Origin of the sequence: Sphingomonas phyllosphaerae (genome assembly GCF_036946485.1) — a bacterium.
GTDB lineage: Bacteria > Pseudomonadota > Alphaproteobacteria > Sphingomonadales > Sphingomonadaceae > Sphingomonas > Sphingomonas phyllosphaerae_E.
On the sequence record NZ_JAQIJA010000001.1, the window covers coordinates 209575 to 224304 of the forward strand.

Consider the following 14730-nt stretch of genomic DNA (forward strand, 5'->3'; position numbering starts at 1 on the left):
GGCGTGCTTATGTCCTTCCGGCGGTTGAAGACTGAACAGAGATAGGCCCCTGCCTGCGCAGGGGCGACGGGAGTAGGGTAGATGGCCGACTACGAAACGCTATTGGTCGAACAACGCGGCGGCGTGACGCTCATCACGCTCAACCGGCCCAAGGCGCTCAACGCGCTCAATTCGCAGGTGCTCGCTGACCTGCTCGCGGCGCTGGCCGCGTTCGACGCCGATGCGACGCAGGGCTGCGCGGTGCTGACCGGCAGCGAGAAGGCGTTCGCGGCCGGCGCGGACATCAAGGAGATGTCGTCGCAGGGCTTCGCCGAAATGTACGGCGGCAATTTCTTCGGTGGCTACGAACGGCTGACGCAGACGCGCAAGCCGATCATCGCCGCGGTCGCCGGCTACGCGCTGGGTGGCGGGTGCGAGCTGGCGATGATGTGCGACTTCATCCTCGCCGCCGACACCGCGAAGTTCGGCCAGCCCGAGATCAAGCTGGCGTTGACGCCGGGGATGGGCGGGTCGCAGCGGTTGGCGCGCGCGGTCGGCAAGGCCAAGGCGATGGAAATGTGCCTGACCGGGCGGATGATCGACGCCGCCGAGGCGGAACGCGCCGGGCTGGTCAGCCGGATCGTACCCGCCGCCGCGCTGGTCGAGGAAGCGGTGAAGACCGCGCAGACGATCGCCGACATGGCACCGCTGGCGGTGCTGGCGAACAAGGAAATGGTCAACGCCGCGTTCGAGACGACCTTGGCACAGGGCGTGCAGTTCGAGCGGCGGCTGTTCCACGGGCTGTTCGGCACCGCCGACCAGAAGGAAGGCATGGCGGCGTTCGTCGAGAAACGCCCCGGCCAGTGGACGGGCAAATAGGAGAGGCAGGATGGCGCGCGTCGGGTTCATCGGGCTGGGCAATATGGGCGGCGGGATGGCCGCCAACCTCGCGAAGAAGGGGCATGACGTTCGCGCCTTCGACCTGTCGGCGGCGGCGCTCGACGCGGCGAAGACGGCGGGGTGCCTGCCGGTCGCGTCGGCGCGCGACGCCGCCGACGGGGCGGAGGCGGTGGTGACGATGCTCCCGGCCGGTGCGCATGTCGCGCAGGTCTATGCCGAGAGCCTGTCCGACGTCGCAATGGACACGGTGCTGATCGACTGTTCAACGATCGACCTCGCCACCGCGCGGCGGATCGCGGGCGAGGCGGCGGTGCGCGGAATCGCTGCGGTCGACGCGCCGGTGTCGGGCGGGATCGCCGCGGCGCAGGCGGGGACGCTGACCTTCATGGTCGGCGGCCCGGCGGCGGCGTTCGAGCGCGCGCGGCCGTTCCTTGAGGACATGGGCAAGGCGGTGATCCATGCCGGCGACAGCGGCGCGGGGCAGGTCGCCAAGCTGTGCAACAATCTGATCCTCGGCGCGACGATGGCGGCGACGTGCGAGGCGTTCGCGCTGGCGGAGAAGCTCGGGCTGGATGCGCAGACCTTCTACGACATCTCCAGCAAGGCAACCGGGCAGAGCTGGTCGATGACGTCGTACTGCCCGGTGCCGGGGGTCGGGCCGGAGTCGCCGGCCGATCGCGACTATCAGGGCGGGTTCGCGGGGGCGCTGATGCTCAAGGATCTCGAGCTGGCGATGGCGGCGGCGGACGGCGCGGCGGCGCAGGTGCCGATGGGGACGCGCGCGCGCGACTTGTACCGGGCGTTCGTCGAGGCCGGGCAGGGCGGGCTGGATTTCTCGGGGATCATCCAGATGCTGGAGGGATATTCCTCGTCATCCCGGACTTGATCCGGGAATCCGCTTCTTCTTTGGTGGAGCGAGAAGAAGCGGGGCCCCGGATCAAGTCCGGGGCGACGGCTGTGGCAGGGGAGTGGGGTTTCGGCATCGCACCGTCATTGCGAGCGTAGCGAAGCAATCCAGGGCGTCCTGGTCCGGCACTGGATTGCTTCGCTACGCTCGCAATGACGGTATGTTCGACGTTGCGTCATCATGATCTAGAACTAATTTGCTCGTCATCCCGGACCTGATCCGGGATCCCGCTTCTTCTTCGGCGGGGCAGGGTAAAAGCGGGGCCCCGGATCAGGTCCGGGGCGACGGTTGAGGCGGAGCGGGGCACTCGCTCGCCGGTCCCCATGGACGCTATCCGCCGCGCGTGCCACCTGCGCGCCATGCCGCCCGCCCTGATCGCCGCGCTCGTCACCTTCGTCGCCTTTCTGGTCGGGCTGACCTTGCCCGACCTCGACCTGCGGCTGTGGCTCGGGCATCGCAGCGGGCTGACGCACAGCATCGTGCCGGCCTGTGCGCTGCTCGCGCGGCGGCGCTGGTATCCCGCGGCGTGCGGGGTCGGGGCGGGGACCGGGCTGCACCTCGCCGCGGACACGTTTCCGAACCGGATGATCGGCTATGCGACGGTCAAGCTGCCGCTGGTCGGCGCGCTGTCGGCGGGGGCGTCCTACGCGTGGCTCGCGCTCAACGCGCTGGCGGCGCTGGCGTTGGCGGCGTGGCTGGCGCGGCGGCTTCATGCGCCGGTGATGGCGGGATTGCTGATGCTCGCGGTGATCGTCGCGGGAGCGGGCTATCTGTGGCGGACCGATGGCGGGTGGCCGGTGCTCGCGCTGGCCGCGGGGGCGCTGTGGCTGGCGTGGCGGTGGCGCGCACGTCGGGTGTGATGCCCTTGCCCGTCACCCCGGCGAAGGCCGGGGTCCAGTGACGGAACAGACGTAACGGCGCCCGGCGCTTCGTTACCTGGACCTGCGTAACTGGACCCCGGCCTTCGCCGGGGTGACGGGAAGGTGAGGCGTCGGTGAACGTTACTCCGCCGCCTCCAGCGTCTCGGCGTCGTCGAGCGGGTGGCTGAGCCGGGTGAGCATCTCGCGCGGGATCACCTGCCAGAACGAACCCAGCGCGCGGTCCCAGTCGTCGAGCAGCCCGCGCGACCAGCGGCTGTCGGTCACCTCGGCATGTTCGGCGACCAAAGCGCGCAGCACTTCCTCCCAATGCGCGGCGGCGACGCGCTGCCACACGATGTTCTCGGGGTTGGCGCGGCGCGCGAAGCTGCCGGTCGGGTCGTAGATGAACGCCATCCCGCCGGTCATCCCCGCGCCGAAGTTCGCGCCGACCTCGCCGAGCACCACCGCGGTGCCGCCGGTCATATATTCGCAGCCGTTCGCGCCGCAGCCCTCGACCACCACGATCGCGCCCGAGTTGCGGACCGCGAAGCGCTCGCCGGCCTGACCCGCCGCGAACAACTTGCCGCTGGTCGCGCCGTACAGGACGGTGTTGCCGAGGATGGTGTTCTCCTGGCTGCGCAGCGGCGACGACACCGCCGGGCGGACGACGATCTTGCCGCCCGACAGCCCCTTGCCGACATAATCATTGGCGTCGCCGAACACTTCCAGCGTCACCCCGCTGCACAGGAACGCGCCGAGCGATTGCCCCGCCGAACCGCGCAGCCGGATCGTGACGTGGTTCTCGGCGAGCTTCGACATGCCGAAGGTGCGGGTGATCTCGCTCGACAGCCGCGTGCCGACCGCACGGTGCGTGTTGCGCACCGAATAGGTGAGCTGCATCTTCTCGCCGCGCGAGAACACCGCCGAGGCGTCCTTGATGATCTGCGCGTCGAGGCTGTCGGGGACGTCGTTGCGGAACGTCGACAGGCTGAAGCGCCGCTCGGCATCGGTCGCGTCGACCTTGGCGAGGATCGGATTGAGGTCGAGATCGTCGAGATGCTCGGCACCGCGGCTGACCTGCCGCAGCAATTCGGTGCGGCCGATCACCTCGTCGAGCGAGCGGACGCCGAGCCGCGCGAGGATGTCGCGCACTTCCTCGGCGATGAAGGTCATCAGGTTGATGACCTTCTCGGGCGTGCCGACGAACTTGCCGCGCAACGCCTCGTCCTGCGTGCAGACGCCGACCGGGCAGGTGTTGCTGTGGCACTGCCGGACCATGATGCAGCCCATCGCGACGAGGCTGAGCGTGCCGATCCCGAACTCCTCCGCGCCGAGGATCGCGGCAATGACGATGTCGCGCCCGGTCTTGAGCCCGCCGTCGGCGCGCAGCTTGATCCGCCCGCGCAGGCCGTTGAGCGTCAGCACCTGATTGACCTCGGACAGGCCCATTTCCCATGGCGTGCCAGCATATTTGATCGAGGTCTGCGGGCTGGCGCCGGTGCCGCCGACATGGCCGGAGACGAGGATCACGTCGGCGTGCGCCTTGGCCACGCCCGCCGCGACGGTGCCGATCCCGGCCGACGACACCAGCTTCACGCAGACGCGCGCGCGCGGGTTGATCTGCTTCAGGTCGTAGATGAGCTGCGCGAGATCCTCGATCGAATAGATGTCGTGGTGCGGCGGCGGGGAGATCAGCGTCACGCCGGGCGTCGCATGGCGCAGCTTGGCGATGAACTCGGTGACCTTGAAGCCGGGCAGCTGCCCGCCCTCGCCGGGCTTGGCGCCCTGCGCGACCTTGATCTCGATCTCCTCGCAGGCGTTGAGATATTCGGCCGTGACGCCGAAGCGCCCCGACGCGACCTGCTTGATGACCGAATTGGCGTTGTCGCCATTGTCATAGGGCGTGTAGCGAATCTTGTCCTCGCCGCCTTCGCCCGACACCGCCTTCGCGCCGATCCGGTTCATCGCGATCGCCAGCGTCTCGTGCGCCTCGGGCGACAGCGCGCCCAGCGACATGCCCGGGGTGACGAAGCGCTTGCGGATCTCGGTGATCGCCTCGACCTGATCGACCGGGACGCCCTCGTTCGGGAAGTTGAACTGGAGCAGGTCGCGCAGATAGATCGGCGGCAGGTCCGACACGCCGCGCGAGAATTGCAGGTAGCTCGAATAGCTGTCGGTCGACACCGCGGTCTGGAGCAGGTGCATCAGCTGCGCGGAATAGGCATGCGCCTCACCGGTGTGGCGCTGGCGATAGAAGCCGCCGATCGGCAGCGTCGCCACCGCCTGATCGAACGCCGCCTCGTGCCGGTCGGTCGCGTTGACGTGCAGCGAGGCATAGCCCTCGCCGCTGATCTTGGCGGGCATGCCGGGGAACAGGTCGTTGACCAGGGCACGGCTGAGCCCGACCGCCTCGAAATTGTAGCCGCCGCGGTACGAAGAAATGACCGCGATCCCCATCTTCGACAGGATCTTGAGCAGCCCTTCCTCGATCGCCTTCTTGTGGCGCGCGGTGCACTCCTCCATCGACAGATTGCCGAACAGCCCACGCGCATGGCGGTCGGCGATCGCGGCCTCGGCCAGATAGGCGTTCACCGTCGTCGCGCCGACGCCGATCAGCACCGCATAATAATGCGTGTCGAGGCATTCCGCCGCGCGGACATTGATCGAGGCATAGGAACGCAAGCCGCGCCGGACGAGATGCGTGTGCACCGCCGCAGCCGCCAGCACGCCGGGGATCGCGACGCGGTCCTCGTCGATCCGCTCGTCGGTGAGGAACAGCTCGCTCTTGCCCTCGCGCACCGCCTGTTCGGCCTGGTTGCGGATGCGCTGGATCGCGGCGCGCAGCCGCTCCGCGCCACCCCCGGCCTCGAAGGTGCAGTCGATATCGGCGGCGGCATTGCCGAAATAGGCCTTCAGCCGCGCCCAGTCGGTCGAGGTCAGCACCGGGCTGTCGAGCACCAGCACGCGCTCGCGCCGGTCCTCAGTGTCGAGGATGTTGGCGAGATTGCCGAAGCGCGTCTTGAGCGACATGACGTAGCGTTCGCGCAAGGGGTCGATCGGCGGGTTGGTGACCTGCGCGAAGTTCTGCCGGAAGAACTGGCTGATGAGCCGCGGCTTGTCGGAGATGACCGCCAGCGGCGTATCGTCGCCCATCGAGCCGATCGCTTCCTTGCCGGTCTCGACCATCGGCGACAGGATCAGCTCCATGTCCTCGATCGTCTGCCCGGCCGCGACCTGCCGCCGCGCCAGATCGGCGCGGTCGTAGCGGGTGACGCTGTCGGCGGGAGCGGGGGGCAGGTCGGCCATCGTCGAGAATTCGCCGATCATCGCGGCATAATCCTGCTCGCCGGCGATCCGGTCCTTGACCTCGCGGTCGAGCAGCACGCGCCCTTCCTGAAGGTCGACCGCGATCATCTGCCCCGGCCCGAGCCGGCCCTTGGCGACGACGGTGCTCTCCGGCACCACGACCATCCCGGCCTCCGACCCGACGATCAGCAGCCCGTCGGCGGTCTGCGTGTAGCGCAGCGGGCGCAGCGCGTTGCGGTCCACCCCGCCGACCACCCAGCGCCCGTCGGTCATCGCCAGCGCGGCCGGACCGTCCCACGGCTCCATGACCGAGGCGAGATACTGGTACATCGCCGCATGGCTGTCGGGCGTGTCGGTGCTCTTCTGCCACGCCTCGGGCACCAGCATCAGCTTGGCGGTCGGCGCGTCGCGGCCCGACCGGCAGATCGCCTCGAACGTCGCGTCGAGCGCGGCGGTGTCGGATGCGCCGGCCGGGATCACCGGCTTGATGTCCTCCGAATGCTCACCGAACGCGATCGACGCCATGCGGATCTCGTGGCTGAGCATCCAGTTCTTGTTGCCACGGATCGTGTTGATCTCGCCGTTGTGCGCGAGGCAGCGGAACGGCTGCGCCAGCCACCATTGCGGGAAGGTGTTGGTCGAATAACGCTGGTGAAAGATCGCGACGCGGCTTTCGAAGCGCGCATCGGTGAGGTCGGGGTAGAAGACCGACAGGCTCTCGGCGAGGAACAGCCCCTTGTAGATGATCGAGCGGCACGACAGCGAGCAGACGTAAAAGCCCTGGATCTGCGCCGCGATCACCCGCTTCTCGATCCGGCGGCGGACGAGGTAGAGGTTCTTCTCGAACTCCTCGGCGGAGACGTCGCCGGGCAGCGGGCCGGCGATCATGATCTGCTCGATCTCGGGGCGCGTCGACTGCGCCTTCATCCCGATCACCGAGACATCGACCGGCACCTGACGCCAGCCATAGATGGTGTAGCCCGCGCCGATCACTTCGGATTCGACGATCGTGCGGCACGTCTCCTGCGCCGAAAGATCGGTGCGCGGCAGGAACACCATGCCGACCGCGAGCCGGTTCGGCATCAGCTTGTGGCCGGAAGCGGCGACGCAATCGTCGAAGAACCGCACCGGCAAATCGACGTGGATGCCGGCGCCGTCGCCGGTCTTGCCGTCGGCGTCGACCGCGCCGCGGTGCCACACCGCCTTCAGCGCGTCAATCGCCGATTGGACGACGCGGCGCGACGGCTTGCCATCGGTCGCGGCGACGAGGCCGACGCCGCAGGCGTCGCCCTCGAACTCGGGGCGGTACATGCCCTCGCGGGCCAGACGGTCGCGCTGATCGATCACGACTTGTTCTCCTGATCGTCGAGCCCCAGCGTCTCGACAGTTTCCTTCATGGCGGCGGCACCAGCGTCGCTGCCGATCTTCATGCCGAGCGGAACCAGCTTTTGCTGGAGCAAGGGGATCAACGTGAGCGCTCGCTGACCTGCCGGAGACGCATAGAATGCCTGAACAGCGTTCAGCTCGGACAACTCGAAGGCGCGCGCATATTCCTGGGCAGTTAGAGAAATCAGCGTCGCATAACGGCTCCGGAACTGCGCCATCAGCTTGGTGGAGAAAGTTTTCTCCATCGTCTTCAGCACCTCCGGATCGGAGAGGCGACTGCGAATCCTCGCGGGCAACCGAGAGTCATTTTGCAGACTTCCGAAAATCTGCTTGGTCATGACCGGCAGCATCTGGGAGATCAGCGCATCATACTGGCGTTCGATGTGCATCGCAGCAAGCAACTGCGTCGCCGCAGCGAGCCGTGCGGGATCAACGGCAGCGGCGCTATCGTAGGAAGGTGGCGCAGGCGTGGCGACGGCCGGCGACTGCACCGCCGCTGCCGCTGCGATCAGCAGACCGATCACGCCGCCACCTTCGCTTCCTTCGCCTTCGCCTTCAGGTGCGCGTGCATCGTCGCCGCCACGTCGCGGCCGTCGCGGATCGCCCACACCACCAGCGATGCGCCGCGCACGATGTCGCCGGCCGCGAACACGCCATCCAGCGACGTCATCAGCGTCTTGCTGTCGACCAGCACCGTGCCCCAGCGCGTCACGCCCAATTCGGGCGCGCCCCACAGCTTCGGCAGTTCCTCGGCATCGAAGCCGAGCGCCTTGATGACCAGGTCGGCGGGCATGTCCTCCGCCGCGCCGGGATCGACCTCCGGCGCGCGGCGGCCGCTGGCGTCGGGCGCGCCGAGCCGCATCCGGTTGGCGCGGACCGTCGTCGCCTGACCATCTTCGCCTGAGAAACCGGCCGGGGCGGACAGCCAGACGAACTCGACCCCTTCCTCCTCGGCATTGGCGACCTCGCGCTGCGAGCCCGGCATGTTGGCGCGGTCGCGGCGGTACAGGCACTTCACCGACTTCGCGCCCTGGCGGATCGCGGTGCGGACGCAGTCCATCGCGGTGTCGCCGCCACCAATCACGACGACGTTCTTGCCTTCCGCATTGAGACGCCCGTCCTCGAACTCGGGCACCGCGTCGCCGAAGCTCTTGCGGTTCGAGGCGGTGAGATAGTCGAGCGCGGCGACGACGCCGTTCAGGTCGTTGCCCGACACGTCGATCGCCCGCGCCTTATAGACGCCGGTCGCGATCAGCAGCGCGTCGTGGCGCGCGCGCAGTTCGTCGAGCGTCGCGTCGCGGCCGACCTCGAAGCCTTCGTGGAAGACGATCCCGCCAGCCTTGAGCCGCTCGACCCGGCGCATCACCACCGGCTTCTCCAGCTTGAAGCCGGGGATGCCATAGGTCAGCAGCCCGCCGGCGCGGTCGTGCCGGTCGTACACATGCACTTCATAGCCATGGCCGCGCAGATAGTCGGCGGCGCTGAGCCCGGCCGGACCCGCGCCGATCACGCCCACCGACTGGCCGCGCGCCGGACCGGGGACGAGCGGCTCGACCCAGCCTTCTTCCCAGGCGGTGTCGGTGATGAACTTCTCGACCGAGCCGATCGTCACCGCGCCATGGCCGCTGAACTCGATGACGCAATTGCCTTCGCACAAGCGGTCCTGCGGGCAGATGCGGCCGCAGATTTCGGGCATCGTGGAGGTGGCGTTGCTCAGCTCATAGGCTTCGCGCAACCGGCCCTCGGCGGTCAGCCGCAGCCAATCGGGGATGTGGTTGTGGAGCGGGCAGTGCACCGAACAGTACGGCACGCCGCATTGCGAGCAGCGCCCGGCCTGATCCTCGGCAGCGGGGGTGGCGTAGCGTTCGGCGATCTCGCGGAAATCCTCGGCACGCGCCTCGGCGGCGCGCTTTGCCGGATAGGATTGCGGGCGTTCAACGAACTTGAGCATGTCGGCCATCGGTGTCCTCCGATCGCCGACCTCTCACATGGATCGGGCGCTGTCACGCCCGATTCCGCATTTCGGACAGTATCGCTGCCCTAAAAATCCTGCTTTCTTGCTAGTAGCTGCGACCAGCTTGCAAGAAGCTGAAGAAAAAAGGTCCGATTTGATGACTAGCGCATCGCCAGTGCAGCAAGTGCGGCGACGCCGACGATGATTCGATACCAGGCGAAGGGCGCGAAGCCGTGCTTGGTCACGATCGCCATGAACCAGCGGATCACCACCATTGCGACCACGAACGACACCACGAAGCCGATCGCGATCGCCGAAAGGTGCGCGTCGCCCAGCTCGTGCCGGCTCTTCCACAAAGCCAGCGTCGTCGCGCCCATCATCGTCGGGATGGCGAGGAAGAAGCTGAACTCCGCCGCCGTCTCCTGATCGACGCCCATCGCGCGCGCGCCCATGATCGTCGCGCCCGAGCGGCTGACGCCCGGGATCATCGACAGGCATTGGACGACGCCGATCGACAAGGCGGTCTTCCACGACATCGTCTCGACCGAACCGCCGATCGCGCGGGGCGCAACCCGCTCGATGAACAGGATCGCCACGCCGCCGACGATCAGCGCGACCGCGACCACGAACGGTCCGGTGCCCGGTGCCTCCAGCACCGCACGGATCGCCGAATAGGCGACCGCGCCGACCACCGCCGAGGGCAGGAAGCCGAGCAGCACGTTGCGCGTGAACTGGATCGCCGAAGGATCGCGGCGCAGCAGCCCGGTGCCGACCCGCAGGAAGCGCTGCCAGAACAGCACGACGACGGCGAGGATCGCGCCGAGCTGGATGACGATGTCGAAGGTGGCGTCACCTTCGGACAGGCCGAGCAACGCGCCGGCAAGCACCAGGTGGCCTGTCGAGGAGACCGGCAGGAATTCGGTGACCCCCTCGACGATGCCGAGGAGGATGATGGTCAAAAGGTCGTTCACGCGCGGTCCCCGCTAGTGGATGGCCGCGGCAGGGGTCAGCCCGCCGCGCGTTCGATCATGCCGAAGCGGCCCGCCTTGCGGTACCGCACCAGCCAGTCGGGGGCGACCGCGTCGAGCGGGGTCGCGCCGATCCCGAGCGCGGCCAGCCCCTCGGCCCCGGCGCCGACGACACTGTCATGGCCGAGCAGCTTCCACTGGTCGGCGGTGATCGGCGTGCCGGGCAGCGCGGCGAGCAGGCCGCCGAGCGCGTCGGGCAGGGGGGCGAAATGCGGCGTGCGGCCGATGTGGCGGGCGATGCGCTGCTGCAGCTCCAGCATCGTCAGCACTTCCGGGCCGCCCAGCTCGAAGGTGCGGCCGCCGAACGTCTCGGGATCGGACAACGCGGTGACGGTCGCGCGCGCCACGTCGCCGACGAAGACGGGCTGGAAACGCGCGTTCGGCTTCAGCACCGGCACGACCGGCAGTCGCGCGATCATGCCGGCGAAGCGGTTCACGAACTGGTCCTCGCGCCCGAACACGGTCGAGGGGCGCAGGATCGTCGCGGACGGGCAGGCGGCGCGGACCGCTTCCTCGCCCTTGCTCTTAGTCTGCGCGTACAAGGAGTCGCCGTTCGCGTTCGCGCCGATCGCGGAGACATGGACCAGCGCCGCGCCGTGCTGCGCCGCCGCTTCCGCGACATGCCGCGCGCCGTCGACATGCACGCGCGCCAGATTGCCCGCGAACGTGCCGACCAGATTGACGACGCCCTCCGCACCGTGGACCGCGTTGGCGATCGTCTCGGGCCGGGTCACGTCGACCGCGACGAACTGCGTCTGCCCCAGCCCGCCCTGCGGCTTCAGGAAGAATGCCTGCCGCGGATCGCGCTGCGCGATGCGCACCCGCGCGCCCGCCGACAGCAGCGCCTGCGCGATATAGCGGCCGAGGAAGCCCCCGCCGCCGATCAGCGTCACCAGCTTGTTGTCCATGCCGTCCTTCATCTCGAAAGCCCTTTAGCTCGTGCACGTGCCTTGCCCGCCGTACCCGGCGTTGACAAGGTTTAGCCGCTTTCGATGCCGCGCTGCAAAAAAGTGACACGGGTGCGACAAAATCGTGTTGACACCCCCGGCACCCGCCCATAGAGGCACCGGCCTACCCCGTGCCCAGATGGCGGAATTGGTAGACGCACCAGCTTCAGGTGCTGGCGATCGCAAGGTCGTGGAGGTTCGAGTCCTCTTCTGGGCACCACCTCTCCACAAGTGGAGAGAAGGCGCAGGCCCGCTGCGCTATCGGCAGCCAAAGGCATGTTGCAGGCCGCTCAAGTTACTTCGTAGATCGAACGTGATGTCGTGCAACGGGCGTAGGCATCAAGGCCGGTCGATGCGTCGAGCGTGAAGCCGGCAAGGTCTCGCACGCACTGCCGGCCCGCGGTTCGGCGATAGTTCCGAGAGAAGGAACTGGCCGGAACGAAGGAACCGGCAAACCGGCTTTGTAGGTGATCGCGTCGCGCCCATCATCCGCCGCGACCGGCGGCGGGTTGGCCGTCCCGACGCTCGCATCTGAATACGAGCGCGAGACGGCACCCTGGATCAGAACGCCACGCGTACCCCGATCTGGTACGTCCGTCCGTCGAAATCGGCACGGCGCGGCATCAGTGGTGTATTCTGATATTCGATCCGCTCGGCATTGGTCAGGTTGAACGCGTCGGCGGTCAGCGAGATGTTCTCCGAGATGTTGAGCGAGGCCGAGGCGTCGAGCTGTCCGCGCTCCTTCACCTGCCGCGCCGCGCCGGCGAAGGTGCCGCCGGCGGGCAGATCGTATTTGCTGCGATAATTGTACGTCACCCGCACGCCGAACAGCTTCGTCTCGTAATAACCGATCAGGTTCGCCGTATGCCGCGACACGCCAGGCAGGATGGCATCGGTGCCGTTGCTTGCCCGGCCGCTGACATCGGTGAATGAGTAATTGAACGCGCCGCCCAGCCCCGACAGAACGCCGGGCAGGAAGTCGAGGTTCTGCTGAATCGAGAATTCGATGCCCCGCACCGTAATCGGGCTGGCGGCGTTGGCATTGCCCGAGACGATCACCTGCACCGGCTGTCCGTTGAACACGCGCGTCGTCGATTGGCAGGTGTCCCCGACCAGTTGCAGCGGCCCGAGCCCGAACGCGCCGCCATTCGCGGGGCACAGCTGCGCCCGATCGGTGATCGGTCCGATCAGCCCGGAGATCCGCTTCTGGAAGGCGGCGACCGAGATGTTGCCGCCAGGCCGATTGTAGAATTCCAGCGACACGTCGATCGAGTCCGCGGTGAACGGCTTGATCTCGGTATTCCCCAGCGAGACGTTGTAGAGCGCGCCGCTGCCCGAGATCACCGTGGCCGGGGACACCTGCCGGGGCTGCGGGCGCACGAACGAGCGATAGTAAGCGCCGCGTAGCACCAGTTTGTCGGTCAGGTCCGCCGCGATCAGCGCGGACGGCAGCCACTCGCCATAATCCTGCGTCTGCCGGACCGTCGAGGGGACACCCGCCAGATACTGGGTGGAGACGGTTTCGCTACGGGTATGTTCGTAGCGCAGCCCGACGTTGCCGCGCACGCGGATGCCGCCCAGCAGCGTCTCGAGCTTGGCCATGCCATAGGCCGACACGACATCGTTGTTCAGCGCGAAGTTCAGCTGCCCCACGCCGCCGTCGGACGTGTTGTTGACATAGCCGTTGGCGGTCAGCGTCTGGCCGGCGCCGAGCCTCACCGGCTTCAACGCCGCATTGGCCGCGGCGATGTCGATCACCTGCCAGTTGCGGTTGAACCCGTCGACCTTGCCGCCGAAGAAATTGTCGTTGAACGGCGCCGGCACGATCAATGCCGAGCTGATGTTCTGGCTCTGCACGCCATAGACGGTCGAGCGATATTGCTGCGAGCTGAACTCCGTCCGCTCCGCGCGCACGCCGGCCTGGAAACTCTTGATGAGGTCGCTGGAGAAATAGCGTTCGATGTCGGATTGGCCGGCATAGAGGCGGTTGGTGGCGATCCCCTCGCTGCCCGCGACGATGAACACGTCGCCCTGTGGGTTGCGCAGCTCGTTCGCACTGATCGTCGTCCACGGCCCCGGCGTGAACGTCAGCGCCGGACCGGGCGAGACGATCGCGAGGAAGTCGCTGATGTCCGAGCCGCCCGACGCGATCGACCCGCTCGTCCCGTTGCCGGCATCGCTGGGCAGCTTGCGATAGTCGAACTGCGTCTGGACCACCGAGTTGCGCGCATTGGAGAAGGAGAAGGTGGTCAGCAGGCGCCAGTCGTCATCCTTGTAGCCGACGTCGCCGTAGAGACCGAGCGCGCGGACCATCGACGGTTCCGACCGGCTCGATCCGAATATGCGGGCATTTCGGTAGTCATATTTGTTGATGTAGGTGTTGCCGTCGTCCAGCTTGAACGTGTCGCCGGTCGGATTGACCACCGTCTGCCCGGCGCGCATGTCATATTCGCTGAGCAGCGTCGTCGCATCGCGGTAGTTGCGCTGTGTGTAGATGCCGTTCAGGCCGAAGGTCAGCCTGTCGGTCGCTTCCCATTCCGCGCCCGATGCGATCGTATAGCGATCACCCTTGTTGGTCTTGGTAAACTGACGCACGTCGGAGGGGAAGAGGACATTGCCGGTGCCGTACCGTGCGGCATAATTCGGCGTCGTCGTTTTCGACAACGGCGTATATTGGTTGAAGCTGATCGAATCGCGGCGGAAATTCTGCTGTGACCAGGCGCCCGTCACATAGAAGCCGAGCGTGTCGTCGAGGAAATGCTTCGACCAGGACGCGCTGCCTGCCGGGTTGAACGTCTTCGTGGTCTCTTCATACGCGCCCATCAGCTTGGCGGAAAAGGCGCCATCCTTGCGCGCCAGTGCGCGCTGCGTCTGAAGATCGACATTGCCGCTGATCCCGCCCGGCTGATCGGCGGCCGACGGCGACTTAATGATGACGAACGCGCTGAACACGTCGGATTCGAAGGCGCCGAGCGGGCTCGACCCGTCCAGCACCGGATCGGCGAACGCATTGCCGTTGAACGTCGTCCGGGCATAGGTGCCGGGCAGGCCGCGCAGGTTGATCGTCGCGTCGCGACTGTCCGCCTCGCGGTTGATCTGGACGCCGGGGATGCGCTGCAACGCTTCGCCGACGTTCAAATCCGGGAAGCGACCGATGCCGTCGGCCGAAATGCCGTCGGTCACGCCCACCGCGTCGCGCTTCGTGGCCAGCGCATTGGCGTAGCTCTGGCGGATACCGGTGACGATGATGTCGGTGGTCGCATCGTCGTTCATCTGCGGGGTCGCGCTGCCATTTGCATCCGAGCCTTGCGGATCGGTGCCGCGGGCCGGGGAGGCGGTATGATCGGTCTGCGACGTGACGGGATCGCTTCGATCGATCGACTGGGTCTGCGCTCCTGCCGGTGCGGCAACTGCCATCAGCGACACGGCCACCAGCCACGTACTACGACGCGTCATCAATCCC

At 67.4% G+C, this 14730-nt stretch carries 9 protein-coding genes and 1 tRNA gene; 4 read left to right on the top strand and 6 right to left on the bottom strand.

Annotated features, from left to right (window positions below):
• Positions 1-81: 81 nt before the first annotated feature.
• The 3 genes from PGN16_RS01100 (at position 82) to PGN16_RS01110 (ending at position 2646) form a co-directional block, all read left to right on the top strand.
• A complete protein-coding gene (locus PGN16_RS01100) occupies positions 82-858 on the top strand; it encodes an enoyl-CoA hydratase (protein ID WP_335307559.1) in 777 nt (258 codons plus the stop codon).
• A 10-nt stretch (positions 859-868) separates the two neighbouring features.
• Complete coding sequence (mmsB, locus tag PGN16_RS01105; protein ID WP_335307560.1) at positions 869-1765, top strand: 3-hydroxyisobutyrate dehydrogenase; 897 nt, start codon at positions 869-871, stop codon at positions 1763-1765.
• A 344-nt stretch (positions 1766-2109) separates the two neighbouring features.
• Positions 2110-2646, top strand: a complete 537-nt coding sequence (locus PGN16_RS01110) for a hypothetical protein (RefSeq protein WP_335307561.1) — start codon at positions 2110-2112, stop codon at positions 2644-2646.
• A gap of 141 nt (positions 2647-2787) precedes the next feature.
• Here PGN16_RS01110 and gltB read toward each other — a convergent pair whose 3' ends face one another.
• The 5 genes from gltB to PGN16_RS01135 all read right to left on the bottom strand — a co-directional run bounded on the left by gltB (position 2788) and on the right by PGN16_RS01135 (position 11228).
• Positions 2788-7263, bottom strand: coding sequence for a glutamate synthase large subunit (gene gltB / locus PGN16_RS01115; protein WP_335308368.1), 4476 nt, complete (start codon positions 7261-7263; stop codon positions 2788-2790).
• A gap of 32 nt (positions 7264-7295) precedes the next feature.
• Positions 7296-7862: a DUF2059 domain-containing protein gene (locus PGN16_RS01120; RefSeq protein WP_335307562.1), complete on the bottom strand. Its 567-nt coding sequence runs from the start codon at positions 7860-7862 to the stop codon at positions 7296-7298.
• Positions 7859-9298, bottom strand: a complete 1440-nt coding sequence (locus PGN16_RS01125; protein ID WP_335307563.1) for an NAD(P)-dependent oxidoreductase — start codon at positions 9296-9298, stop codon at positions 7859-7861. The genes PGN16_RS01120 and PGN16_RS01125 overlap by 4 nt, the downstream gene beginning before the upstream one ends.
• Before the next feature lie 155 nt (positions 9299-9453).
• On the bottom strand, positions 9454-10263 hold the full coding sequence (locus tag PGN16_RS01130; protein WP_028966533.1) for an undecaprenyl-diphosphate phosphatase: 810 nt from the start codon (positions 10261-10263) through the stop codon (positions 9454-9456).
• Positions 10264-10298: 35 nt separating this feature from the next.
• The gene (locus PGN16_RS01135; protein ID WP_335308369.1) at positions 10299-11228 is read right to left on the bottom strand and encodes a complex I NDUFA9 subunit family protein; all 930 of its coding nucleotides are present in this window, start codon (positions 11226-11228) and stop codon (positions 10299-10301) included.
• A gap of 172 nt (positions 11229-11400) precedes the next feature.
• Here PGN16_RS01135 and PGN16_RS01140 point away from each other — a divergent pair.
• A tRNA-Leu gene (locus PGN16_RS01140) sits at positions 11401-11487 on the top strand.
• 341 nt (positions 11488-11828) lie between these two features.
• Here PGN16_RS01140 and PGN16_RS01145 read toward each other — a convergent pair.
• Entirely contained in the window at positions 11829-14723 is a 2895-nt protein-coding gene (locus PGN16_RS01145) for a TonB-dependent receptor (RefSeq protein ID WP_335307564.1), read from the bottom strand.
• Positions 14724-14730 lie beyond the last annotated feature (7 nt).